The organism is Burkholderia sp. FERM BP-3421, from assembly GCF_028657905.1.
Classification (GTDB): Bacteria; Pseudomonadota; Gammaproteobacteria; order Burkholderiales; family Burkholderiaceae; genus Burkholderia.
Map to the genome: position 1 here is coordinate 3,169,440 of NZ_CP117782.1, position 22,973 is coordinate 3,192,412.

Genomic DNA, 22,973 nt, shown 5'->3' on the forward strand with positions numbered 1-22,973 from the left:
GCTCAGGCGGGCTGGAACAGGCGCGCGCACAGGAAGTCGACGAACACCCGCAGCTTCGGCGACAGCTGGCGGCTCGACGGCCACAGCACCGAGAATTGCCCGGGCGCGATCCGGTAGTCGTCGAGCACCGTGACGAGCGCGCCGCATGCGAGTGCGTCGCGCGCGAGGAAATCGGGCATGTAGCCGATGCCGAAGCCGGCCAGCACCGCCGCGCGCAACGCCTCCATGTTGTTGCAGGTCATCGCCGCGCGCAGGTTCGGCGGCTCGCCGCCGTCGTGCGCGAGCGCCCACGGCTGCAGCTTGCCGGTGGTCGGGAAGCGGTAGCGCACGCAGGCATGCGCGGCGAGGTCGTCCGGTATCCCGGGCGCGCCGGCCCGTTCGAGATAGGCGGGCGCCGCGCACAGCACGAAGCGGAACGGCCCCAGGCGGCGCGACATCAGGCTTGAATCGGTCAGCTGGCCGCTGCGGATCACCGCGTCGAAGCCGCCGTCGACCACGTCGACGAGCCGGTCGTTGAAATCGAGATCGAGTTCGATGTCCGGATAGCGCGCGCGGAATTCCGGCAGCACCGGCAGCAGGAAACGGTAACCGATCACGGGCAGGCTCACGCGGAGCCGGCCGCGCGGCGTCTGCGCCGATTCCGACAGCGTGGCCTCCGCGTCGCGCAGCTCCTCCAGGATCCGGTGGCAGCGTTCGTGGAAGTGCCGCCCTTCGTCGGTGAGCGTGACCCGGCGCGTGGTGCGGTGAAACAGCCGCACGCCGAGCGACTGTTCGAGCTTCGCGATCGTCTTGCCGACCGCCGACGCCGAGATCCCGAGCTTGCGCCCGGCGGCGACGAAGCTCAGCGTCTCCGCCGTGCGCACGAAGGCGACGATGCCGTTGAGGTTGTCCATGGGAGCCGATTCCGGGTGTCAGAGGCCAAATACCGAATGCCGAATGCAATTACGGAATTTAACTCCACTATCTGAGGAGTTTCACGTTGTTTTTCTTTGATTAGATCCGAATTATCTTTCATCGCTCCGACGGGCCGCGCGCAGGGCATGCGCGACGGGCGGCCCCGGCTACTGACGAGGAGCGTCGATGGATTCCCTGCTTTCCCCCCTGGCGGCGCGGCGGCGCCGCATGATCCTGCTGGCGGTGTGCCTCGCCGCGCTCGCGCTGCCGCTGAGCTTCGCGGGCGGCGCGGTGGCGACGCCCGCGATCGGCCGCGCGCTGCCGGGCGGCCCGGTTGCGCTGAACTGGATCACCAATGCCTTCATGCTGAGCTTCGGCAGCCTGCTGATGGCGGCGGGCGCGCTCGCGGACCAGTTCGGCCGCAAGCGGGTCTTCCTGATCGGCGTGGGCGGTTTCGCGCTGGCGTCGGCCGCGCTCGGCTTCGCGCCGACGCTGCTCGTGGTCGACCTGCTGCGTGCGGCGCAGGGCGCGGCCGCCGCGGCGGCGCTCGCGGGCGGGACGGCCGCGCTGGCGCAGGAGTTCGACGGCGCGGCGCGGACCCGCGCGTTCAGCCTGCTCGGCACGACCTTCGGGCTCGGGCTCGCGTTCGGCCCCGTGCTCGCGGGCTGGCTGATCGAGCTGCTGGGCTGGCGCGCGATCTTCGCGACGGGCGCGCTGGTGGGTGCGCTCGCGCTGCTGGTGGGCGCGCCGCGGCTGCGCGAGACGCGCGATCCGGCCGCGGCCGGGCTCGACTGGGCGGGGGCGGCGAGCTTCACCGGCGCGCTGTCGCTGTTCACGTTCGGCGTGATCCAGGCGCCCGAGGACGGCTGGACGAGCCCGCTCGTCGTCGGCCTGCTCGCGGGCGCGGCAGTGCTCGCGGCCGGCTTCGCCGCGATCGAGGCGCGCGTGGCGCGGCCGATGCTCGACCTGTCGCTGTTCCGCTATCCGCGCTTCGTCGGCGTGCAGGTGCTGCCGGTCGCGACCTGCTATTGCTACATCGTGCTGCTGGTGCTGCTGCCCCTGCGCTTCATCGGCATCGACGGTTACCGGGCCCTCGACGCCGGCCTGCTGATGCTCGCGCTGTCCGCGCCGATGCTGATCGTGCCGCTCGTGGCCGCACTGCTGACGCGCTGGATGTCCGCCGGGCTGATCGCCGGGGTCGGCCTGCTCGTCGCGGCGGCCGGCCTGCACTGGCTCGGCGCGGCGCTGACGGAGGGCGCGGGGCGCGCGGCGCTCGCGCCGATGGCCGTGATCGGCGTCGGCGCGGGCCTGCCCTGGGGACTGATGGATGGCTTGTCGATCAGCGTCGTGCCGAAGGAGCGCGCGGGGATGGCGACCGGGATTTTCAGCACGACGCGCGTGGCGGGCGAGGGAATCGCGCTCGCGATCGTCGGCGCGCTGCTCGCGGCGCTCGTCGCGACGCGGCTGCACGGGATCGCGCCGGCGGCCGCGCCGCATGCGCTAGCCGAGGCGGCGGCGCGGCTGGCGACGGGCGATCTCGCGCGGGCCGCCGTCGTGTTGCCGGGGGTGACGCGTGAGGATCTGGCCGCGCAGTACCGGGACGCATTCGGCAGCCTGCTGGACGGGCTGACCGTGGTCACGGCTGCGTGCGCGGTGGTGGTGTTCGCGTTCCTGAGCCGGGTGCGCGCGGACGAGGCGGCGCCGCGCAAGGGCGGCCGGACGTCGGGCGCGGGCTCGCTGGTGCTGGAGCGGGACGGCGGGTGAGGGCGGGCGCGAGATGGCGTGGCGGGAGGAGGGACGTCGGGCGCGCCGACTCCTGCTGGAGCGAAATGACAGGTGAGGCGCGGTCGCGCGGCCGGGCGAATGGCACTGCGCGGCGCGCGGATGACCGGGGAGATCGCCGGCGACACGCGCCGGGCCGAAGAACAAGCCCGGCGGAACCGCCCAAGACGCCCGGACGATCCCGCCGGCCGCACCGCGCCGAACCCGGCGCGGCGCCGCTCAGAACAAGCCGAGCGGCTTGTCGCTGTAGCTGACGAGCAGGTTCTTCGTCTGCTGGTAGTGGTCGAGCATCATCTTGTGGGTTTCGCGGCCGATCCCCGATTGCTTGTAGCCGCCGAACGCCGCATGCGCCGGATACGCGTGGTAGCAGTTGGTCCACACGCGGCCCGCCTGGATCGCGCGACCGAAGCGGTAGGCGCGATTGCCGTCGCGGGTCCACAGACCGGCGCCGAGCCCATACAGCGTGTCGTTGGCGATTTCGAGCGCTTCCTCCTCGTTCTTGAAGGTGGCCACCGACAGCACCGGCCCGAAGATCTCTTCCTGGAAGATGCGCATCCGGTTGTGACCGCGGAACACGGTCGGCTTCACGTAATAGCCTTCCGCCAGTTCGCCGCCGAGCGTGTTGCGCTCGCCGCCCGTCAGGCATTGCGCGCCTTCCTGGCGGCCGAGGTCGATGTACGACAGGATCTTCTCGAGCTGCTCGGCCGAGGCCTGCGCGCCGATCATGGTCTGCGCGTCGAGCGGGTGGCCCTGGCGGATCGACTCGACGCGCTTGAGCGCGCGCTCGATGAAGCGGTCGTAGATGCTTTCCTCGACGAGCGCGCGCGACGGGCACGTGCAGACCTCGCCCTGGTTCAGCGCGAACATCGCGAAGCCTTCGAGCGCCTTGTCGAAATAGCTGTCGTCGCGGTCCATCACGTCGGCGAAGAACACGTTCGGGCTCTTGCCGCCCAGTTCGAGCGTGACGGGGATCAGGTTCTCGCTCGCGTACTGCATGATCAGGCGGCCCGTCGAGGTCTCGCCGGTGAACGCGATCTTCGCGATCCGCTTGCTCGACGCGAGCGGCTTGCCCGCTTCGAGCCCGAAGCCGTTGACGATGTTCAGCACGCCGGGCGGCAGCAGATCCTGGATCAGTTCGGCCAGCACGAGGATCGACGCGGGCGTCTGCTCCGCGGGCTTGAGCACCACGCAGTTGCCGGCCGCGAGCGCGGGCGCGACCTTCCACGCGGCCATCAGGATCGGGAAGTTCCACGGGATGATCTGCCCGACCACGCCGAGCGGCTCGTGGAAGTGATAGGCGACGAGATCGCCGCCGATGTCGGCGATCGAGCCTTCCTGCGCGCGGATGCAGCCCGCGAAATAGCGGAAGTGGTCGATCGCGAGCGGGATGTCGGCCGCAGTGGTCTCGCGCAGCGGCTTGCCGTTGTCGATCGTCTCGGCCACCGCGAGGCGCGCGAGGTTCGCCTCCATGCGGTCGGCGATCCGCAGCAGCACGTTCGCGCGATCGGCGGCGGACGTCGCGCCCCACCCGGCCTTCGCGGCATGCGCGGCGTCGAGCGCGCGTTCGATGTCGGCTTCGCGCGAGCGCGGGATCGCGGTGAACGGCTGGCCGGTGACGGGCGAGATGTTGTCGAAGTACTCGCCGCCAACCGGGGCGACCCATTCGCCGCCGATGAAATTCCCGTACTGCTTGCGGAACGGGAACTCAATGTTCAGGTGCTGCATGTCCGCGTGATTCATCGCGTTGCTCCTCGCATGTCGATTGGAATGCGCCGCGCGAGCGCGCGGCGTCCGAGCGTTACGCCAGAAGCGTGCCAGCCGCCGGTGCGCCGCCGCGCCGGGCCTGCGCGCGGGCCGGCCCGGCGCACCGCGCGGGTGCGCGGCGGCGACTGTGCCGGGATGGCGCAATGCGTGTGCGCCGGGTTGCGCCAGCCTTGAACAGTGCGGCGCGGCGTCGCAGCGCGCGGGCGCGGGCGGCGCTTCGGCACGGGAATTGCATCGCTCGCGGCCGGTGAGGTTCAGCGGAATCGCGGAGGCGTTCATGGAACAGGGGCGGGTCGAGACGACGGCGGCGGACACCCGGCGCAGCGCGGGGGGCGGGGAAGGGCCGGCCGGGCGCGCGGTGGTCAGCGTCGCCCATGACGCCGACGAGCAGGCCCGCAACCTGATCGGCTGGCGCCAGACCTACGACCAGCTTGCGGCGGGCCGCTTCGTCGGCACGCTGACCGAGCTGCCGCTCGACACGATGAAGCTGTTTCGCGAGACCACGAGCCATACGCTGCGCCAGGCCTGCGAGGTGCGCGGCGATGCGTACTGGTTCGGCGTGCCGCTCGCGCGCGACGGCGGCGCGCGGATCGACGCGTGCCCGATCACGGCCGACGCGTTGGCGTTCCGGCCCGGCAACGTCGAATTCGAGTTGCTGACGCCCGCGCATTTCTCGATCTACGGCCTCGTGGTGCGCGGCGACGTGCTGCGGCGCTATGCGGAGCAGGTCGAGCGCTGCGGGCTCGACGAGCGTTTGCCGGGGCAGGCGGTCGCGCAGGTCGGGGAGGCGCGGCTCGCGCGTCTGTGCGCGCAGCTCGCGCGCGGGCTCGGGCGGGCCGAAGCGGCGGCCGCGCCGCTGTCGGACTGCGAGCGCCGCGACCTGCAGGCCGGGTTGCTCGCGGCGTTGTTCGATCTCTACGGGGCGCCCGCCGGGGCGGCCGACGCCGGCCAGCCGTCGCGACGCCGCAGGATCGTCGCACAGGCGCGCGACTACGTGCTCGCGCACCGCTCGCGGCCGGTCGGCGTGCCCGAGCTGTGCGAGCAGCTGCACGTGAGCCGCCGCACCTTGCAGTACTGTTTCCAGGACGTGCTCGGGATGGCGCCCGCGACCTACCTGCGCACGCTGCGCCTGAACGGCGCGCGCCGCGACCTGTGCGGGCGCGACGCGGGCTCGGTGCAGGACGTCGCCGCCGCGTGGGGCTTCTGGCATCTGAGCCAGTTCGCGACCGACTATCGCCGCATGTTCGGCGAGCGGCCCTCGGAGGCGCTGCGCGGGGCGGCGCTCGCATGCTGAACGTCTGCGCGCCCGTCTGCCGCGCGGCCGGCCGCGCGGGTGCGCGCCGGCGCTTTTCGCGGCGGTCGGCACGCGCCGTGCTGCGCGGACGGTTCCGGCGCTTCCGCGCGGATCCGCTGCGCGCGCGGGTTCATGCGGCGTGAGCCGGCGCCTGCTCGGGTAGCGGCTCAGCGGCCTGCACGCTCACGCGCGCGTGGCCACACGATCCGGCTCCAGTCGACTGCCCGGTACAGGGCGTCGAGTTCCTCCAGTTCCGCCTCCGACGCCCCCGCATGCCGGCCGCGCCATTCTTCCGGCACGGGCAGCGCGACGCCGGTGCAGTGCGGATAGTCGCGCACCCTCAGCGCGGGCGCGATGCTGGAAAAACACGCGAGCGTCGGCACGTCGAAGCCGGCCGCGAGATGCACGGCCGAGGTGTCGGCGGCGAGCAGCACGTCGGCGTGGGCGACCCACGCGATGAATCGCGCGGTGTCGGTCGAGTGCGCCTGCACGTCGACATAGGCGGGATGGTCGACCGGCCCGAAGCCGAGCACTGGCAGCCGGTAGGCGTCGGCGAGTCGGCCGACGAGCGCGGCGTGCCGCGCGGCCGGGATGCTGCGCAGCGGGGTGCTCGCGGTCGGGCAGAACAGCGCGTAGCGGCGTGTGCGCCAGGCGGGCGGCAGGGCCGGCAGCGCGAGATCGGCGAGCCAGCGGTTGCGCTTCGCGTCGGCCGGGATCGTGGCGGGATCGACGCCGAGCGCGGACAGGAAGAAGTCGATCATCGGCCGCTCGGCGAACGCGGGCCAATACAGCTGATTGCCGAGGTCGATGCGGGGTTCGTGCGCGGGCAGCCGATCCGCGGGCCACGGCAGGCGGCGGCAGGGGGCGATCGCCGCGGTCGCCAGCTGGTACAGCGCGTCGACATAGGCGGGCGCGTGAGCCGGCCGGTACAGCACGAAGCGCAGCGCGGGATGGCGCGCGCGCAGCGCCGCCAGCGCGGTGAGCCCGATCACCGAATCGCCGAGCGCGACGCCCATCCCGTTGATCACGTGAACCGTCCCGCACTGCGCGTAGTCGAGCCGGAACGCGTGGTGCGCGGCGTGAAAGACGCCCGGCAGCTGCGACGCGGGAACGCACGCGGCGGCCGCCGAGGCGGGCGCGTGCGCGAGATCGTACGGCGCGACGAGCCGTCCGTCCGGCGTCAGCAGCGAGCCGGGATGCACGAGCGCCTCGTCGCGCGTAAGCGGGCGCGCTGCCATCGCCGCCGCGTCCATCGCCTAGCGCTGGTGCGCGCGCTCGCCCTGCGCGCGGATCTGGTCGAGCGTCGCGGCGGGCGTGCTGGCCGCCTGCGGCACGCGCAGTTCGAGCAGCGCGGGCAGGCCGCTCGCGAGCGCGCGTTCGAACGCGGGCGCGAAGTCGGCGGTGCGTTCGATGGTCTCGCCATGCGCACCGAAGGCGCGCGCGTAGGCCGCGAAATCCGGATTGGTGAGGCCCGTGCCATGCACGCGTCCCGGATAGTTGCGCTCCTGGTGCATCCGGATCGTGCCGAAGTGGCCGTTGTTGACGACGATCACGACGATCGCGAGGCCGTACTGCATCGCCGTCGCCAGCTCGTTGCCGGCCATCATGAAGCAGCCGTCGCCCGCGAACGCGACGACGGTGCGCGCGGGATACAGCGCCTTCGCGGCGAGCGCGGCCGGCACGCCGTAGCCCATCGCGCCGCTCGTCGGCGCGAGCTGCGAACGGAAATGCCGGTACGGGAAGTGACGGTGCAGCCAGATCGCGTAGTTGCCCGCGCCGTTGGTGACGATCGCATCGTGCGGCAGGCGCGCGCGCAGTGTCTGCATCACCTCGCCGAGTTGCAGGTCGCCCGGCATCGGCAGCGGCGCGCGCCAGTCGAGATACGCGCGATGCGCGTCGGCCGCGCTGCCGGCCCAGGCGGGCGTCTCGGGCGGCGCGAGCGCGGCGAGCGACGCGGCGATCTCCGGCATCCCCGACACGATCGGCAGGTCGGCCGCGTAGACCCGGCCCAGCTCGTCCGCGCCCTGGTGCACGTGAATCAGCGTCTGCCGCGTCTTCGGGATGTCGAGCAGCGTGTAGCCGCCCGTGGTGGCTTCGCCGAGGCGCGGGCCGAGCGCGAACAGCAGGTCCGCCTCGCGGATCCGGCGCGCGAGCGCCGGGTTCACGCCGAGGCCGACGTCGCCCGCGTACAGCGGATGTTCGTTGTCGAAGGTGTCCTGGTAGCGGAACGCGCAGCCGACCGGCAGCTGCCAGGCCTCGACGAAGCGGCGCAGGTCGGCGTGGGCCTGCGGGGTCCAGCCGCTGCCGCCGACGATCAGGAACGGCCGCTCGGCGCGCGCGAGGCGTTCGCGCAGCTCGTCCATCTGCGCGCCCGACGGCGCGGCGGCGACGCGCTTCGCGGCGGGCGCGATCGCTTGCGGCGCGCAGGCCTCGGACAGCACGTCCTCCGGCAGCGCGAGCACGACGGGGCCCGGGCGGCCGGACGTCGCGACGTGAAACGCATGGCTCAGGTATTCGGGCAGCCGGCGCGGATCGTCGATCTGCGCCACCCACTTGGCCATCTGGCCGAACATGCGGCGGTAGTCGATTTCCTGGAACGCCTCGCGGTCGAGATGCTCGCGCGCGCACTGGCCGATGAACAGGATCATCGGCGTGGAATCCTGGAACGCGGTGTGCACGCCGATCGACGCATGGGTCGCGCCGGGGCCGCGCGTGACGAACGCGACGCCGGGCTTGCCGGTCAGCTTGCCGGTCGCTTCCGCCATGTTCGCGGCGGCGGCTTCGTGGCGGCAGACGACGGTGGGCAGGCGTTCGGTTTCGTCGGCCAGGACATCGAGGACGGCGAGAAAGCTCTCGCCGGGAACACAGAACACGCGCTCGACATGATTCGCGAGCAGCGCGTCGACCAGCAATCGGGCACCGGTGGTGGTGCGCGCTTCGAAATCCGGGGAATTCGACATCGGATGCGGGCTCCCTTCTTGACGGGAGGGATAGCTTACGCCGGATGGGCAGGAGAGAAAAGGCGGGGATGGCGGGTGGGTTTCGAGGGGCGCGATTGGCGCGCCCGGCTCCGTGCATCCGCCGTGCGGCGGGTTCGTCTTCATCGCGGCGGCGAGGCGGCGACGGGCTTGCTTCACGCGCCGTTCCGCCGGGCGTTCTCGCCATCGGTCGACGGACGGGCGCATGCGACGTTCGATGCCCTTTGCGCCCAGATGATCGCACGATGACGCCAACATGACGCCCCGCCGCGCATTGCGCCGCGCGCCGCCGCAAATCGCGCGCGCGGCCGCCGCATTGTTTCCGGGGCCGACGCAGCGCACGGAATCGTTAGGCGAATGCCCGGCGGCCGCCCGATACTGGCATCCCGCATCGCGTTCGCCAGGAGGTTCCGTGTCGTCGCCACGCCCATTCCTCTCCGCCGTCCTGCTGCCCGTCGGCGCCGCATGCGTCGCGATGCTGCCCGCGCTCGTGCTGCGCGCAAGCGGCGCGAGCGCGGGCCTCGCGCTCGACGCCGCGTGCTTCGGCGTCGCGATCCTCGCGGCCGGCTTCATGCTGTCGTGGGGAGCGGAAACCGCCGAGCGCTATATCGCGGCGGGCTTCGTGATCGCGCTGGTCGCGCTTGTCACGGTGCTGCCCGAGTATGCGGTCGACATCTACTACGCATTCCGCGCGGGGCAGGACCCGCAGTCGGGCTACGTGGCCTACGCGGCCGCCAACATGACCGGCGCGAACCGCATGCTGATCGGCCTTGCGTGGCCGCTGCTCGTGGTGCTGCACTGCTGGCGCTACCGGCGCCGCGCGGTGGAGCTGGCGCCGCAGAACGCGATCGAGATCGTGTTCCTCGGGCTCGCGAGCGCATATGCGTTCGTGATCGTGCTGAAGAACCGCATCGGCCTGATCGACTTCGTGGTGCTCGCGGCGCTGTTCTTCTTCTATCTGTGGCGCACCGCGCAGGCCGAGCCGGAGGCGGGCGACGACGAGGACGCCGAGCCCGGCCCGGGCGCGTTCATCGCCACACTCGCGCCCGGGCCGCGCTGGGCCGCGATCGGCGCGATGACCGCGCTGTCGGCGCTGGTGATCCTGTTGAGCGCGGAGCCGTTCGCGGAATCGCTCGTGAAGCTCGGCGGTCGGTTGGGCATCGACCGCTTCCTGCTGATCCAGTGGCTCGCGCCGCTCGCGAGCGAGGCGCCGGCGGTGACGATCGCGGTGATCTTCGTGCTCAACCAGCGCGCGCGGGCCGGCCTGTCGGCGATGATCAGCGACAAGATCAACCAGTGGACGCTGCTGGTCGGCATGCTGCCGATCGCGATGAGCGTCGGCGCGGGCGCGCTGACGTCGCTGCCGCTCGATGCGCGGCAGCACGAGGAGTTCCTCCTGACCGCCGCGCAGTCGCTGTTCGGGCTCGCGCTGCTGTTGCGGCTGCGGCTCGGGCTGGCCGGCGCGGCCGCGCTGTTCGTGTTGTTCGCGACGCAGATCGGCATCGCGATGGCATGGCAGGCGCAGCCGGAACGCGAGATCGCCGCGCTGACCGGAATGGCGTGGCTCTACATGGCGCTTGCCGCGGGGGCGTTCGCGGCGAACGGGCGGCGGCTCGCGGCGCTGGTGCGCGCCGCGCTGGGCCGCGCGCCCGTCGCGTCATGACGGGCGGCGCGGCTCAGCACTCGACGATGTTCACCGCGAGCCCGCCGCGCGAGGTCTCCTTGTACTTCGTCTTCATGTCCGCGCCGGTCTCGCGCATCGTCTTGATCACCGAGTCGAGCGACACGTAGTGGCTGCCGTCGCCGCGCAGCGCCATGCGCGCGGCGTTGACGGCCTTCACCGACGCCATCGCGTTGCGCTCGATGCACGGGATCTGCACCATCCCGCCGACCGGGTCGCAGGTCAGCCCGAGATTGTGCTCCATGCCGATCTCGGCCGCGTTCTCGACCTGGCGCGGTGTGCCGCCCAGCACGGCCGCGAGCGCGCCCGCGGCCATCGAGCACGCGACGCCGACCTCGCCCTGGCAGCCGACTTCCGCGCCCGAGATCGATGCGTTCAGCTTGTACAGGATGCCGATCGCGGCGGCCGTCATCAGGAAGTCGATCACGCCCTGTTCGCTCGCGCCCGGCGTGAAGCGCGTGTAGTAGTGCAGCACGGCCGGGATGATGCCGGCCGCGCCGTTGGTCGGCGCGGTCACGACGCGCCCGCCCGCCGCGTTCTCCTCGTTCACCGCGATCGCGTACAGGTTGATCCAGTCGATCATCGACAGCGGATCCTGCAGCGCGCGCTCCGGCTGGCCGGTCAGCGCGCGGTACAGCTGCGGCGCGCGGCGCTTGACCTGGAACGGACCCGGCAGGTTGCCCTCCGCGTCCGGATTGCCGATGCCGCAGCCGCGCGAGACGCACGACTGCATCACGTCCCAGATCTTCAGCAGCCCGCTGCGGGTTTCCGCCTCGGTGTGCCAGACCCGTTCGTTGTCCCACATCAGCTGCGCGATCGACTTGCCGGTCGAGTCGGCCAGCGCGAGCAGTTCCGCGCCGGTGCTGAACGGATGCGCCATCTGGTCGGCCGCGCTCAGCACCTTGGTGTTCGGCGCGCCCGCCGTCACCACGAAGCCGCCGCCGACCGACAGGTAGGTGGTTTCGCGCAGCACCGCGCCGTCCGCGCCGGTCGCGCGCAGCTTCATGCTGTTCGGATGCTCGGGCAGCGCCTGCCGGTAGAACGCGATGTGCTCCCGGAGCACGAACGGCACCGGGTGGGTGCCGAGCAGCGCGAGCGTCTTCGATGCGCGCACCGCTTCCAGCCGCGCGACGATGCTGTCCGGGTCGACCGTGTCGGGCGCGTCGCCCATCAGGCCGAGCATCACGCCGCGGTCGGTGCCGTGGCCCTTGCCGGTCGCGCCGAGCGAGCCGTACAGCTCGACCTTCACCTGCGCCGTGGCGGCCAGCAGCGCGTCACGCTCGAGCCCCTGGACGAACATCAGCGCGGCGCGCATCGGCCCGACCGTGTGCGAGCTGGACGGACCGATACCGATTTTGAATAGATCGAACACGCTGACTGCCATTTGTCTTTCCTGTCATGCAATATAAGTATCAACGCGCCGGCAAGGGCAGGCACATGGCGAGCCAGGCGGGCGTCGTGGGGGACAACTGCTGCGCGACGCTCAGGTAGCGGCCGTCGAGCCGCGCAGCGAGGTAAAACAGTTCGGTGGCGTTCTTCGGATCCCATTGGCCCGAGTAGCCGGGCAGGCCCGCTTCACGGCGCTTCGCGTCGAACGGCACAGGCGAATTGACGAATTCCTCGTGGGTCTTCTCGCCGCGCGCGTACGGTTCGAGCCAGTTCAGCGCGGTCGCGAGGGACGCCCCGCCGGCCGCGCGCTCGCGCAGCCAGTTGCGGTTGAAGCGGCGCGCCGCGAGCGCGGCCGTCACGAGCGGCTGCAGGTCGTAGACCGCGTAGTGCAGCGCGTCGCGCTCCTCGAAGTCGAAGGTCGTGCCGTCCGGCTTCAGGTTGTCGGCGAGATGCTCGGCGAACAGCCGCTGCGCGGCGTTCATCATGCGCCGGTCGCCGAGCGTGAACGCCGACAGCGCGATCAGCTTGATCCGGTGGCTCTGCCAGTTGTTGCGCCAGGTGCCCGCGAGCGGGCGCTTCTGCGCATCGACCTGCTGCACATAGCCGTTGCCGAGCTTCGCGATGAACGCCGCGGTCGCGTTGCGGGTCTTCACCGGCAGCACGCTCGCGGTCATGTCGTAGGCGAGGATCAGGCTCTCGAAACGGGTCTCGTCGATCGGGTTGAAGCTCGGCTGGTAGGTTTTCACCCACGCCGACAGGAAGCGGTCGACGAGCGCCAGGTAGCGGCTCTGGTTCGTCACGCGCCACGCGAGCGCCGCGTTGCGCATCAGTTCGAGGTCCTTCAGCGCCTCTTCGCTCTGGTCGTGGATGCCTTCGCCCGGCAGCGTGCCCTCGGTGTGCACGCGCGGCAGCGCCTTCGGCAGGTCGCCCAGGCGCGCGTCGACGCCGCGGATCAGCGCCTGCACCCCGGGCTCCGCCGAGGTCGTCTCGTTGCTTTGCAGCGCGGGCGCGGCACAGAAATTCATCGCGGCGCGCGCGGGGCCGGCGGCCGCGAACGCGACGCACGCGCACAGGGCCCGGGCCAGCGCCCGGGCGCCCGCCCGTCGCGGCAGCGCCCATGCGTTGCCCGGAAATCTCATACGCACCATGCGGAACTCCTTCGTTGGCTGGATCGCGGTGTGAGATGTTAGCCGGACTTGCGCGCGAACGCGAAAACCGCACGCCACCCGGGGGGGGCGTGCGGTGTGTCAGCGCGGTGCGGGGCGCAAACGGGACGTCAGGCGTAGTCCGACATCGGCACGCACGAGCAGAACAGATTGCGGTCGCCATAGACGTTGTCCGCGCGCCCGACGGGCGGCCAGTACTTGTTGGCCGTCAGCGACGCGACCGGATAGGCCGCCGCCTCGCGCGAGTACGCATGCGGCCAGTCGTTCGCGGTGACGACGGCGGCCGTGTGCGGCGCATGGCGCAGCGGGTTGTCCTCGCGGTCCGCGCGACCTTCCTCGACCGCGCGGATCTCGTCGCGGATCGCGATCATCGCGGCGATGAAGCGGTCCAGCTCTTCCTTGGCTTCCGATTCGGTCGGCTCGACCATCAGCGTGCCCGGCACCGGGAAGCTCATCGTCGGCGCGTGGAAGCCGTAGTCCATCAGGCGCTTCGCCACGTCGTCGACGGTGATGCCGCTCGATTCCTTGATCGGCCGCAGGTCGAGGATGCACTCGTGCGCGACCAGCCCGCCCGGGCCCGAGTACAGCACCGGGTAGTGCGGCGCGAGTTGCCTCGCGATGTAGTTCGCGTTGAGGATCGCGGTCTCGGTGGCGGCGGTCAGGTTCTTCGCGCCCATCATCGCGATGTACATCCACGAGATCGGCAGGATCGACGCCGAGCCGTACGGCGCGGCCGACACCGCGCCGATGCCCTGTTCGTCGCGCGTGTAGCCGCTCGAACGCTGGTTCGGCAGGAAGCGCGCGAGGTGCGCGCCGACCGCGACCGGGCCGACGCCCGGGCCGCCGCCGCCGTGCGGGATGCAGAAGGTCTTGTGCAGGTTCAGGTGCGAGACGTCGCCGCCGAACTGGCCGGGCGCCGTGAGGCCGACCATCGCGTTCATGTTCGCGCCGTCGACGTAGACCTGGCCGCCGTGCGCATGCACGATCTCGCAGATCTCGCGCACGTTCTGCTCGAACACGCCGTGGGTCGACGGGTAGGTGATCATGATCGCCGCGAGGTTCGCCGCATGCTGCCCGGCCTTCGCCTTCAGGTCGGCGACATCGACGTTGCCCTGCGCGTCGCAGGCGACCACCACGACCTGCATGCCGGCCATCTGCGCCGACGCCGGGTTCGTGCCGTGCGCGGACGCCGGGATCAGGCACACGTTGCGGTGGCCTTCGCCGCGCGACGCATGGTACGCGTGGATGATCAGGAGGCCCGCGTACTCGCCCTGCGAGCCGGCGTTCGGCTGCAGCGACACCGCCGCGTAACCGGTCGCGGCCACCAGCATCTGCTCGAGCTGGTCGATCAGCTCGCGGTAGCCGACGGTCTGCTCGGCCGGCGCGAACGGGTGGATCTGGCCGAACTCGGGCCAGGTCACGGGCAGCATTTCCGAGGTCGCGTTCAGCTTCATCGTGCACGAGCCGAGCGGGATCATCGAGCGGTCGAGCGCGAGGTCCTTGTCGGACAGGCTGCGCAGGTAGCGCAGCAGCTCCGTTTCCGAATGGTGGCGGTTGAACACCGGGTGCGTCAGGTAGGCGCTGTCGCGCAGCAGGCCGGCCGGCAGCGCCGGGCTGCCGGGCAGGCCCGCGTCGAGCGCGTCGACGTCGGGCGCCGCGCCCGCGCCCGCCACCTGCGCGAACACCGCGAGCAGGTCGGCGAGGTCGCCGCGCGTGGTGGTTTCGTCGATCGACACGCCGACCTGGGTCGCGTTCACGCGACGCAGGTTGATGCGGCGCGCGCGCGCGGCTTCGTGCACCTCGGCCGTGCGGGCGCCGGTGTCGATCGTGAGCGTGTCGAAGAAGCTGTCGTTGACGGGCGGGTAGCCGAGCTGGCGCAGGCCGGCCGCGAGCAGCGCGGCGATCCGGTTCACGCGCAGCGCGATCGTGCGCAGGCCGTGCGGGCCGTGGTAGACCGCGTACATGCTCGCCATGATCGCGAGCAGCGCCTGCGCGGTGCACACGTTGGAGGTCGCCTTCTCGCGGCGGATGTGCTGTTCGCGCGTCTGCAGCGCGAGGCGCAGCGCGGGCTTGCCCTGCGCGTCGACGGTCACGCCGACCAGCCGGCCCGGCATCTGGCGCTTGAATTCGTCGCGCACCGCGAGGTACGCGGCATGCGGGCCGCCGAAGCCGACCGGCACGCCGAAGCGCTGGGTGTTGCCGACCGCGACGTCCGCGCCCCATTCGCCGGGCGGCGCGAGCACGGTCAGCGCGAGCAGGTCGGCGGCGACCACCACGTGGCCGCCCGCCGCATGGATCGCCTCGGCGAGCGCGCGGTAGTCGCGCACGTCGCCGTTGACGCCCGGATATTGCAGCAGCACGCCGAACGCGTTCGCCTGCGCGGCGTCGGCGGCGGGGCCCGTCTTGACCTCGATGCCGATCGGCTGCGCGCGGGTGCGGATCACCTCGAGCGTCTGCGGCAGCACGTCGTCGGCGACGTAGAACACGTTCGAGGCCGGCTTGCCGACGCGTTGCAGCAGCGTCATCGCCTCGGCGGCGGCGGTCGCCTCGTCGAGCAGCGATGCATTCGAGACCGCGAGGCCCGTGAGGTCGGTGACCATCTGCTGGAAGTTCAGCAGCGCTTCGAGGCGGCCTTGCGAGATTTCCGGCTGGTACGGCGTGTAGGCGGTGTACCAGGCCGGGTTTTCGAGCACGTTGCGCAGGATCACCGCGGGCGTGTGCGCGTTGTAGTAGCCCTGGCCGATGTAGGAGCGGAACACCTGGTTGCGGTCCGCGAGCGCGCGCAGCGCGGCGAGCGCTTCCGCTTCGCTCTTCGGCTGCGCGAACGGGCCGAGCGGCAGCGCTTCGGCGCGACGGATCGAGGCCGGGATCACGGCGTCGATCAGCGCGGCGCGCGACGCGAAGCCGAGCGTGTCGAGCATCGCCTGCTGGCTGGCGGCGTCGGGGCCGATGTGGCGCTCGGCGAACGCATCGTGCGTTTCGAGCGCGGTGAGCGAGAGGGACGTGCGGTTCATCAGGCGGTCCGGGTGTTCGAGCTTCATGGCGATCCTGTGTCGACCAGGGCGACGGGCCCTGGTCTCTCGCGGCGCCTGCCCCTGGCTGGGCGCGGGGCGGGCGCCGCGACGTGGGTGGGAGGGTTAGTCGACCAGCTTCTTGTAGGCTGCCGCGTCGAGCAGGCCGTTCGTGTTGGCGTCGGCCGCCAGCTTGATCTTGAACAGCCAGACGTCGTACGGATCGCTGTTGACTTCCTCGGGGGTGTCGGTGGCGTCCGCGTTGATCGCGACCACCTCGCCCGAGACCGGCGAGTAGATGTCCGAGGCGGCTTTCACCGATTCGACGACGCCGATCGCGTCGCCCGCCTTCACGTGCTTGCCGACGGGCGGCAGTTCGAGGAAGACGATGTCGCCGAGCGTGTTCTGCGCGTGATCGGTGATGCCGATCGTCAGCGTGCCGTCAGCTTCGGTACGGATCCACTCGTGTTCGTCGGTGTACTTCAGGTCGGCCGGGACGTTGCTCATGGAATGCTCCTGGTGTTGATTCGTTGAATGTTCTTGATTAGGGTCGGGCGCCGCGGACGGCCGCTCACGCGGCGAGCACCTTGCCGTTGCGCACGAACGGCAGTTTTACCACGCGCGCGGGAAGCTGTTTGTCGCGAATCAGGACGTGCACGGTGTCGCCGATCGCGACGCCGGCGGGCACTCGCGCGAAGGCGATCGATTCCTGCATCGACGGGGAGAAGGTGCCGCTCGTGATCTCGCCGTCGCCGTGCGCGGTGACGACCTTCTGGTGGGCGCGCAGCACGCCGCCCGCCTTGCCGTTCTCCTTTTGCAGGATCAGGCCGACGAACGCGGCGCGCGTGCCGTCGGCTTCGAGCGCGGCGCGGCCGACGAAGGCGCGCGGCGCGGCGAGGTCGACCGTCCAGGCGAGGCCGGCGTCGAGCGGCGACACGGTGTCGTCCATGTCCTGCCCGTACAGGTTCATGCCGGCTTCGAGGCGCAGCGTGTCGCGCGCGCCGAGGCCGCAGGGGCGCACGCCGTTTGCGTTCAGCGCGGCCCACAGCGCGTCGACGTGGGCGGCGGGCACGATGATCTCGAAGCCGTCTTCGCCGGTGTAGCCGGTGCGCGCGATGGTCAGTTCGCCGAACGGCGTTTCCGCCACGCGGGCGGCGTTGAACGGCTTCAGCTCGCTCGTCGCGCTGCGCGCGGCGGGCACGGTGTCCCAGGCTTTCGCGCGGGCGTTCGGGCCCTGCACCGCGACGATCGACAGGTCGCGGCGCGGCGTGATCACGAGGCCGTAGCCGCCTTCGGCGTTGAGTTGGCCGAACCAGGCGAGATCCTTGTCCGCCGTGCCGGCGTTGACGACCACGCGGAAGAAGTCTTCGGTGAAGTAATAGACGATCAGGTCGTCGATCACGCCGCCCTGCGGGTTGAGCAGGCACGAGTAGAGCGCCTTGCCGGGCGTCTGGAGCTTCGCGACGTTGTTCGCGAGCGCGTGCTCGAAGAAGGCGCGCACGCGCGCGCCGGTGAAGTCGACCACGCACATGTGCGACACGTCGAACATGCCGGCGTCGGTGCGGACGGCCTGATGCTCGTCGATCTGCGAACCGTAGTTGACGGGCATGTCCCAGCCGCCGAAGTCGACCATGCGGGCGTTGAGCGCAGCATGCGCGGCGTGGAGCGGGGTGTGTTTGAGTACGGTCATCGAGGCCTCGGGCAGTGCGCCGGCGCGGGCGCAGGAACAAAACGGCGATGCGACGAAACGCGGCGGCCGACGTGGCTGCGCGATGCGTTGCATGCCCCTCTGTCCTCGATACCTGAGAGATTGCGCCGCGGCCATGAGCCGGCGGGCGCGCGCCCCTTCGGTGGGCAGCTTGCCGGGCGTTCAGCCGGCTACTGCCGCTCTCCAGAGTGCGAAAAACAGCGCTCGATCGAACTGCGGCCAAGCGGGTTTTTCGACGCGGTCGGTCCTTTTGCCTGAGAGTTTGCGGGTATGCCCCTTCGGCGGCGCGACCGGCCTGGAAACGGCGGTCACGCGCTCTCCCGACGCGTGCGGGCGAATGTACGCGAGGCCGTCGGGCTTGTCAATTTGACCAAATGGGTGTCGTTTGGCGACAAGCGACGGTGCGCCGGCGCGGGCGCCCGTCGGCCCGCGGGGCCGTATGGGACTTACTCGCCGATCGCGCGCGCGGCCGTGTCGAGTTCCTGGTTCAGCACGCGCTGCTCGTCGCCGGACAGACCGCCGCCATGCTGGGCCGACATGTCGTTCGATTCCTGGCGGATCACGTCGAGCCGGCGGTGCAGCGCGCCGCCCTGGGGCGGCGGATAGTAGCCCGCGTTCACGCGCGCGTCGATGCGGCGGCTGAGGTTGTCGATGCGGCCTTGAATCTGCTGCATGCGCTCATAGGCGGCCGCTTGCGGATTCGGACGCGGCGGCGGCGGCGGGCGGTGCGGGCGGGGCGCGACCACGCACGCCGCGAGCGAGGAAGCGAGCGCGAGGCACGCCGCCGCACGAATCAACCGTTGCATTGCATTCTCCTGTTTGTCGGTGCCGGATGGGCAGTGGAAGAACGCGCCAGCGGCGCGCGCCGATGACCGGCGCGCTGCAAATGTTTGTAACGAGGGCCGCATGGCTGACGAATCGTCAGGTTCGCGGCCGCGGGCCTTTCGGCGGGCTTTCCGGCGGGCTTTCAGGACGCCGCGCGCATGAACGGCAGGCGTCGCCCCTCGCGTTCGCTGCGCTCGGCCAGCTCGATGATCGTCAGCACGTCGACCGCGTCCTGCGGCGTGACCGGGAACGGCGCGCCGTCCTGGATCGACGCGGCGAGCGCGCGGTAGAACTCCGCGTACTGGCCGTCGAGCGTCGGCACCGGGCGCTCGGTCTCGATCTCGCCCGCGAGCCCGCGCAGCACGCCGGGCGGATTGCCGCCGCCGAACTCGACGTCGCCGGGCGTGAGGCCCGCCTTCAATTGATCCTCCTGGGTGTCGAGGCCGTACTTCTGGTAGCCGCCGCGCGTGCCGAGCACGGTGAAGCGGGCCGGCTCGATCGCGGCGAGCGCGCTGGCGTGCAACACCACGTCCTTGTCGGGATAGCCGAGCTGCAGGTGCGCGAAGTCGGGCGCGCTGCCCTGGTCGCGGCGGGTCTTCACGGTCGCCGAGACGGTCTCGGGCGGGCCGAACAGCGCGAGCGCCTGGTCGATCAGGTGCGGGCCGAGGTCGAACAGCAGGCCGCCGCCGCGCTGGACGTCCTCGCGCCAGCGCTGGCGCACCTGCGGGCGGAACCGGTCGAAGTGCGACTCGAAGTAGGTGATGCGGCCCAGTTCGCCGCTGTCGACGAGTGCGCGCACGGTCAGGAAGTCGCCGTCCCAGCGGCGGTTGTGGAACGGCGCGAACACCACGCCGCGCTCGGCGGCGAGCCGCGCGAGCATGACCGCGTCGGCCGCGCTCAGCGTGACCGGCTTGTCGACCACCACATGACGGCCGGCCTCGAGCGCGCGCCTGGCCAGCGCGAAGTGCGTGTCGTTCGGGGTGGCGATCACGATGCAATCGATCCCGGAGTGCGCGAGGAGCGCATCGAGGTCGGGCACGACGGCGGCTTCGGGATACGCGGCCTGCGCGGCCGCGGGCTGGCTGGTGGCGATCGCGGCGAGCAGCGCGCGGCCGCACTGCGCGATCACCGGCGCGTGGAACGTCGCGCCGGCGAAACCGAAACCGACGAGACCAATCTTCAGCAATGACGACATGGGCAAATCCTGTCTGCGAGCGAAACGGGGAAGGCGGCTGGCGCGGCGCGTGGCGGCCCGCGACGAGGGGCTATTGTGGCATGGCGCGACGCGCGCCGGAGGGCGCATCGGCCGGACGGACAGGGGCGACGCGCGCGTCGGTTCGGGCCGTGCGCGAAGCGGCGCGCAGGCCGGCCCGCGGTTCGGTACGTTCAGTACGCGGGCGTGGGCGTGGGCGTCGCGCGGCTCAGCCGGCGCGTGACGGCGGCCGCCGCCTGCCGGCCCCAGGTCGCGCAGGCGGACGCTCCCGGATGGAAGTCGTCGGACGCCATCAGGCCCGGTTCGAGCGGGAAGCCGAACGGGACGTGCTCGCAGCCGGCCTGACCCGCCGCCCAGGCGGCGAGCGCCGCGTCGAGCCGTTGCGCGCGCAGGCCCAGATACCAGCGCAGCGGCTGGGGCAGCGCGGGGAAGCGGCCCATCGGCGGCACCGCGGACAGGAACACGTGCGCCACCTCGAAGCGCGTCTGCAGCAGCTGCACGAGCGCGGCCTGCCGGTGCAGCCAGCGCGCGGGCGCGACGCCGTCGGTGACGTCGTTGACGCCGAGCGAGGTCACCGCGACGTCGAAGGGGGTGGGCGGCTCGGCGGCGAGCCAGTCGAGCAGGTCCCGGGTGGTGGCGCCGGTGCGTGCGAGCAGCTTCCAGGCGACGCGGTGCGACGGCGCGAGCGCGTCGACCAGCTGGCCGGCGAAGGCCTGCCGCTGCGTCGTCACACCGACGCCGGCCGCGGCGGAATCGCCGAGCACGAGCACGCGCAGCGGCGGCCCGTCGCCGGCGACCCCTTCTCGCGGGCCGGCGGCTTCCGCGAGGCGCGGCGTGACGCGGCGGACATGGCGGCCCTGGGCGAGCAGCAGGGGGCCGAGCGCGACGGTGGCGAACTGGTAGCCCATTCGGCGTGGTTTCCTTGAGCGGTCGATCGGGTGCGACGGGGAGCGGGGCGCCGCCCGCCGCATGACGAGCGCATGCTAACAAACCGGCGCGCGCGCCGGGCCGGCGGCGTGGCGGCGCCGCCCGGCCTTGCGCCGCGGCGTGCGCGGGAAGCCGGCCCGCCGCCGTGTTAACATGCCGGTCCCGCGCGCCGATTCGCCGCGGCATCCCTTCGGCTTCTCCGCCGAGTCAACCGCAACACCATCCGCCATCATGTCCGCAGGTCTCAATCCCGCCCAGAACGAAGCGGTGCGCTATCTCGACGGTCCCTGTCTCGTGCTCGCCGGCGCGGGCAGCGGCAAGACGCGCGTCATCACGCAGAAGATCGCGCACCTGATCGAGGCCAAGGGCTTCGAGCCGCGCCACATCGCCGCCGTCACGTTCACGAACAAGGCCGCGGCCGAAATGCGCGAGCGCGTCTCGAAGCTGCTCGAGGGCAAGACGCTCACCACGCCGGGCAAGGAAGGCCGCAAGGTGCCGGTCAACCAGCTGACCGTGTGCACGTTCCACTCGCTCGGCGTGCAGATCCTGCGCCAGGAGGCGGAGCACGTAGGGCTCAAGCCGCAGTTCTCGATCATGGATTCGGACGACTGCTTCGGCATGATCCAGGAGCAACTCGGCACGACCGACAAGGGCCTGATCCGCAAGATCCAGAGCATCATCTCGCTGTGGAAGAACGGGCTCGTGATGCCGGACGAGGCGATGACGCTCGCCGCGAACGAGGACGAGCATCAGGCGGCGCTCGTGTATCGCAACTACGTGGCGACGCTGCATGCGTACCAGGCGGTCGACTTCGACGACCTGATCCGGCTGCCGGCCGAGCTGTTCGCGCGCAACGAACAGGTGCGAGACCGCTGGCAGAACAAGCTGCGCTACCTGCTGATCGACGAATACCAGGACACCAACGCCTGCCAGTACGAGCTGCTGAAGCAGCTGGCCGGCCCGCGCGCGGCGTTCACGGCGGTCGGCGACGACGACCAGGCGATCTACGGCTGGCGCGGCGCGACGCTCGAGAACCTGGCCCAGCTCGGCAAGGATTTCCCGAAGCTGCACGTGATCAAGCTCGAACAGAACTACCGTTCGACGGTGCGGATCCTGACCGCCGCGAACAACGTGATCGCGAACAACCCGAAGCTGTTCGAGAAGAAGCTGTGGTCCGAGCACGGCATGGGCGATTCGATCACCGTCACGCCGTGCAACGACGAGGAGCACGAGGCCGAATCGGTGGTGTTCCGGCTGTCCGCGCACAAGTTCGAGCGCCGCACGCAGTTCCGCGACTACGCGATCCTGTATCGCGGCAATTTCCAGGCGCGCATCTTCGAGCAGGTGCTGCGGCGCGAGCGGATCCCGTACGTGCTGTCGGGCGGCCAGTCGTTCTTCGACAAGGCCGAGATCAAGGATCTGTGCGCCTACCTACGCCTGATCGCGAACGCCGACGACGATCCCGCGTTCATCCGCGCGGTCACGACGCCGCGCCGCGGCATCGGCAACACCACGCTCGAGGCGCTCGGCGCGTTCGCGGGGCAGGCCAAGGTGTCGCTGTTCGAGGCGGTGTACATGGGCGGCATCGAGGCGCGGCTGTCGGCGCGCCAGATCGAGCCGCTGCGGATGTTCTGCGATTTCATCCAGCGGCTCACCGAGCGCGCGGACAAGGACCCGGCCACCGTCGTGCTTGACGACATGATGGAGGCGATCCACTACGAGGCCTACCTGTACGACGCGTACGACGAGCGTCAGGCGCAGAGCAAGTGGCAGAACGTGCTGGAATTCCTCGAATGGCTGAAGCGCAAGGGCACCAAGCCCGAGGCCGCGGAGGCCGTCGACGGCGAGGCGACCGGCTTCGACAACGCCGACGGGCTGGCCGACACCGGCAAGAACCTGCTCGGCCTGATCCAGACCGTCGCGCTGATGTCGATGCTCGAAGGCAAGGAAGAGGATCCGGACGCGGTGCGCCTGTCGACCGTGCATGCGTCGAAGGGGCTCGAATATCCGCACGTGTTCCTGGTCGGCGTGGAGGAAGGCATCATGCCGCACCGCGGCGGCGCCGACGACGGGCCGGTCGACGACGAGCGGATCGAGGAGGAGCGCCGCCTGATGTACGTGGCGATCACGCGCGCGCAGCGCAGCCTGCACCTGAACTGGTGCAAGAAGCGCAAGCGGGCGCGCGAGACCGTGGTGTGCGAGGTGTCGCGCTTCGTGTCGGAGATGGGGCTCGACGAGGCGCCGCCGCCGACGGCCGAGGAAGCGCCGATGTCGCCGAAGGACCGGCTGGCGAGCCTGAAGGCGCTGCTGCAGAAATAGGCCGGCCTGCAGGCCGTGCCAT

Annotated in this window: 16 protein-coding genes and 2 riboswitches; of the genes, 4 read left to right on the forward strand and 12 right to left on the reverse strand. The window is 71.1% G+C overall.

Annotated elements, in window-relative coordinates; genetic code table 11:
• Positions 1 to 2: 2 nt before the first annotated feature.
• Entirely contained in the window at positions 3 to 893 is an 891-nt protein-coding gene (locus Bsp3421_RS30365; protein ID WP_274000205.1) for a LysR family transcriptional regulator, read from the reverse strand.
• Positions 894 to 1,080: 187 nt separating this feature from the next.
• On the opposite strand from Bsp3421_RS30365, the gene Bsp3421_RS30370 reads away from it, so the two are divergent.
• The gene (locus Bsp3421_RS30370; RefSeq protein ID WP_274000207.1) at positions 1,081 to 2,658 is read left to right on the forward strand and encodes an MFS transporter; all 1,578 of its coding nucleotides are present in this window, start codon (positions 1,081 to 1,083) and stop codon (positions 2,656 to 2,658) included.
• Between the two features lie 237 nt (positions 2,659 to 2,895).
• On the opposite strand, the gene adh is transcribed toward Bsp3421_RS30370, so the two are convergent.
• On the reverse strand, positions 2,896 to 4,416 hold the full coding sequence (adh, locus tag Bsp3421_RS30375; protein WP_274000209.1) for an aldehyde dehydrogenase: 1,521 nt from the start codon (positions 4,414 to 4,416) through the stop codon (positions 2,896 to 2,898).
• Between the two features lie 301 nt (positions 4,417 to 4,717).
• On the opposite strand from adh, the gene Bsp3421_RS30380 reads away from it, so the two are divergent.
• Positions 4,718 to 5,734 (forward strand): helix-turn-helix domain-containing protein, encoded by a 1,017-nt coding sequence (locus Bsp3421_RS30380; RefSeq protein ID WP_274000210.1) that lies wholly within the window; start codon positions 4,718 to 4,720, stop codon positions 5,732 to 5,734.
• Between the two features lie 167 nt (positions 5,735 to 5,901).
• On the opposite strand, the gene Bsp3421_RS30385 is transcribed toward Bsp3421_RS30380, so the two are convergent.
• Together Bsp3421_RS30385 and Bsp3421_RS30390 are read right to left on the reverse strand one after the other, a co-directional pair.
• A complete protein-coding gene (locus Bsp3421_RS30385) occupies positions 5,902 to 6,972 on the reverse strand; it encodes a glycosyltransferase family 9 protein (RefSeq protein ID WP_274000211.1) in 1,071 nt (356 codons plus the stop codon).
• Positions 6,973 to 6,990: 18 nt separating this feature from the next.
• Positions 6,991 to 8,694 carry a thiamine pyrophosphate-binding protein gene (locus Bsp3421_RS30390; RefSeq protein ID WP_274000213.1) on the reverse strand — a complete coding sequence of 568 codons (1,704 nt, stop codon included), beginning with the start codon at positions 8,692 to 8,694 and terminating at the stop codon, positions 6,991 to 6,993.
• Positions 8,695 to 9,124: 430 nt separating this feature from the next.
• On the opposite strand from Bsp3421_RS30390, the gene Bsp3421_RS30395 reads away from it, so the two are divergent.
• Positions 9,125 to 10,375 (forward strand): sodium:proton exchanger, encoded by a 1,251-nt coding sequence (locus Bsp3421_RS30395; RefSeq protein ID WP_274000215.1) that lies wholly within the window; start codon positions 9,125 to 9,127, stop codon positions 10,373 to 10,375.
• 13 nt (positions 10,376 to 10,388) lie between these two features.
• Here Bsp3421_RS30395 and Bsp3421_RS30400 read toward each other — a convergent pair whose 3' ends face one another.
• The 8 genes from Bsp3421_RS30400 to Bsp3421_RS30435 form a co-directional block, all read right to left on the reverse strand.
• A complete protein-coding gene (locus tag Bsp3421_RS30400) occupies positions 10,389 to 11,777 on the reverse strand; it encodes an L-serine ammonia-lyase (protein ID WP_274000217.1) in 1,389 nt (462 codons plus the stop codon).
• Positions 11,778 to 11,805: 28 nt separating this feature from the next.
• A complete protein-coding gene (locus Bsp3421_RS30405; protein ID WP_274000220.1) occupies positions 11,806 to 12,930 on the reverse strand; it encodes an alginate lyase family protein in 1,125 nt (374 codons plus the stop codon).
• 128 nt (positions 12,931 to 13,058) lie between these two features.
• Positions 13,059 to 15,989, reverse strand: coding sequence for an aminomethyl-transferring glycine dehydrogenase (gene gcvP, locus Bsp3421_RS30410; protein WP_274000223.1), 2,931 nt, complete (start codon positions 15,987 to 15,989; stop codon positions 13,059 to 13,061).
• 96 nt (positions 15,990 to 16,085) lie between these two features.
• On the reverse strand, positions 16,086 to 16,466 hold the full coding sequence (gene gcvH / locus Bsp3421_RS30415; protein ID WP_274000224.1) for a glycine cleavage system protein GcvH: 381 nt from the start codon (positions 16,464 to 16,466) through the stop codon (positions 16,086 to 16,088).
• 64 nt (positions 16,467 to 16,530) lie between these two features.
• Positions 16,531 to 17,649: a glycine cleavage system aminomethyltransferase GcvT gene (gene gcvT / locus Bsp3421_RS30420; RefSeq protein WP_274000226.1), complete on the reverse strand. Its 1,119-nt coding sequence runs from the start codon at positions 17,647 to 17,649 to the stop codon at positions 16,531 to 16,533.
• Between the two features lie 89 nt (positions 17,650 to 17,738).
• Positions 17,739 to 17,864: riboswitch (glycine riboswitch) on the reverse strand.
• Positions 17,865 to 17,899: 35 nt separating this feature from the next.
• A riboswitch (glycine riboswitch) is annotated at positions 17,900 to 18,000 on the reverse strand.
• 113 nt (positions 18,001 to 18,113) lie between these two features.
• Positions 18,114 to 18,473, reverse strand: a complete 360-nt coding sequence (locus Bsp3421_RS30425) for a hypothetical protein (protein ID WP_274000227.1) — start codon at positions 18,471 to 18,473, stop codon at positions 18,114 to 18,116.
• Positions 18,474 to 18,634: 161 nt separating this feature from the next.
• Positions 18,635 to 19,687: an oxidoreductase gene (locus tag Bsp3421_RS30430; protein WP_274000229.1), complete on the reverse strand. Its 1,053-nt coding sequence runs from the start codon at positions 19,685 to 19,687 to the stop codon at positions 18,635 to 18,637.
• Between the two features lie 191 nt (positions 19,688 to 19,878).
• Positions 19,879 to 20,613 (reverse strand): SGNH/GDSL hydrolase family protein, encoded by a 735-nt coding sequence (locus tag Bsp3421_RS30435; protein ID WP_274000232.1) that lies wholly within the window; start codon positions 20,611 to 20,613, stop codon positions 19,879 to 19,881.
• A 250-nt stretch (positions 20,614 to 20,863) separates the two neighbouring features.
• On the opposite strand from Bsp3421_RS30435, the gene Bsp3421_RS30440 reads away from it, so the two are divergent.
• Positions 20,864 to 22,951 carry a UvrD-helicase domain-containing protein gene (locus Bsp3421_RS30440; protein WP_274000235.1) on the forward strand — a complete coding sequence of 696 codons (2,088 nt, stop codon included), beginning with the start codon at positions 20,864 to 20,866 and terminating at the stop codon, positions 22,949 to 22,951.
• Positions 22,952 to 22,973: the final 22 nt, after the last annotated feature.

Excerpts from the sequence above, each read along its gene's own strand:
- Bsp3421_RS30365 (WP_274000205.1), bottom strand. The coding sequence starts at position 893 with ATGGACAACCTCAACGGCATCGTCGCCTTCGTGCGCACGGCGGAGACG.
- Bsp3421_RS30370 (WP_274000207.1), top strand. The coding sequence starts at position 1,081 with ATGGATTCCCTGCTTTCCCCCCTGGCGGCGCGGCGGCGCCGCATGATC.
- adh (WP_274000209.1), bottom strand. The coding sequence starts at position 4,416 with ATGAATCACGCGGACATGCAGCACCTGAACATTGAGTTCCCGTTCCGC.
- Bsp3421_RS30380 (WP_274000210.1), top strand. The coding sequence starts at position 4,718 with ATGGAACAGGGGCGGGTCGAGACGACGGCGGCGGACACCCGGCGCAGC.
- Bsp3421_RS30385 (WP_274000211.1), bottom strand. The coding sequence starts at position 6,972 with ATGGCAGCGCGCCCGCTTACGCGCGACGAGGCGCTCGTGCATCCCGGC.
- Bsp3421_RS30390 (WP_274000213.1), bottom strand. The coding sequence starts at position 8,694 with ATGTCGAATTCCCCGGATTTCGAAGCGCGCACCACCACCGGTGCCCGA.
- Bsp3421_RS30400 (WP_274000217.1), bottom strand. The coding sequence starts at position 11,777 with ATGGCAGTCAGCGTGTTCGATCTATTCAAAATCGGTATCGGTCCGTCC.
- Bsp3421_RS30405 (WP_274000220.1), bottom strand. The coding sequence starts at position 12,930 with ATGGTGCGTATGAGATTTCCGGGCAACGCATGGGCGCTGCCGCGACGG.
- gcvP (WP_274000223.1), bottom strand. The coding sequence starts at position 15,989 with ATGAAGCTCGAACACCCGGACCGCCTGATGAACCGCACGTCCCTCTCG.
- gcvH (WP_274000224.1), bottom strand. The coding sequence starts at position 16,466 with ATGAGCAACGTCCCGGCCGACCTGAAGTACACCGACGAACACGAGTGG.
- gcvT (WP_274000226.1), bottom strand. The coding sequence starts at position 17,649 with ATGACCGTACTCAAACACACCCCGCTCCACGCCGCGCATGCTGCGCTC.
- Bsp3421_RS30425 (WP_274000227.1), bottom strand. The coding sequence starts at position 18,473 with ATGCAACGGTTGATTCGTGCGGCGGCGTGCCTCGCGCTCGCTTCCTCG.
- Bsp3421_RS30430 (WP_274000229.1), bottom strand. The coding sequence starts at position 19,687 with ATGTCGTCATTGCTGAAGATTGGTCTCGTCGGTTTCGGTTTCGCCGGC.
- Bsp3421_RS30435 (WP_274000232.1), bottom strand. The coding sequence starts at position 20,613 with ATGGGCTACCAGTTCGCCACCGTCGCGCTCGGCCCCCTGCTGCTCGCC.
- Bsp3421_RS30440 (WP_274000235.1), top strand. The coding sequence starts at position 20,864 with ATGTCCGCAGGTCTCAATCCCGCCCAGAACGAAGCGGTGCGCTATCTC.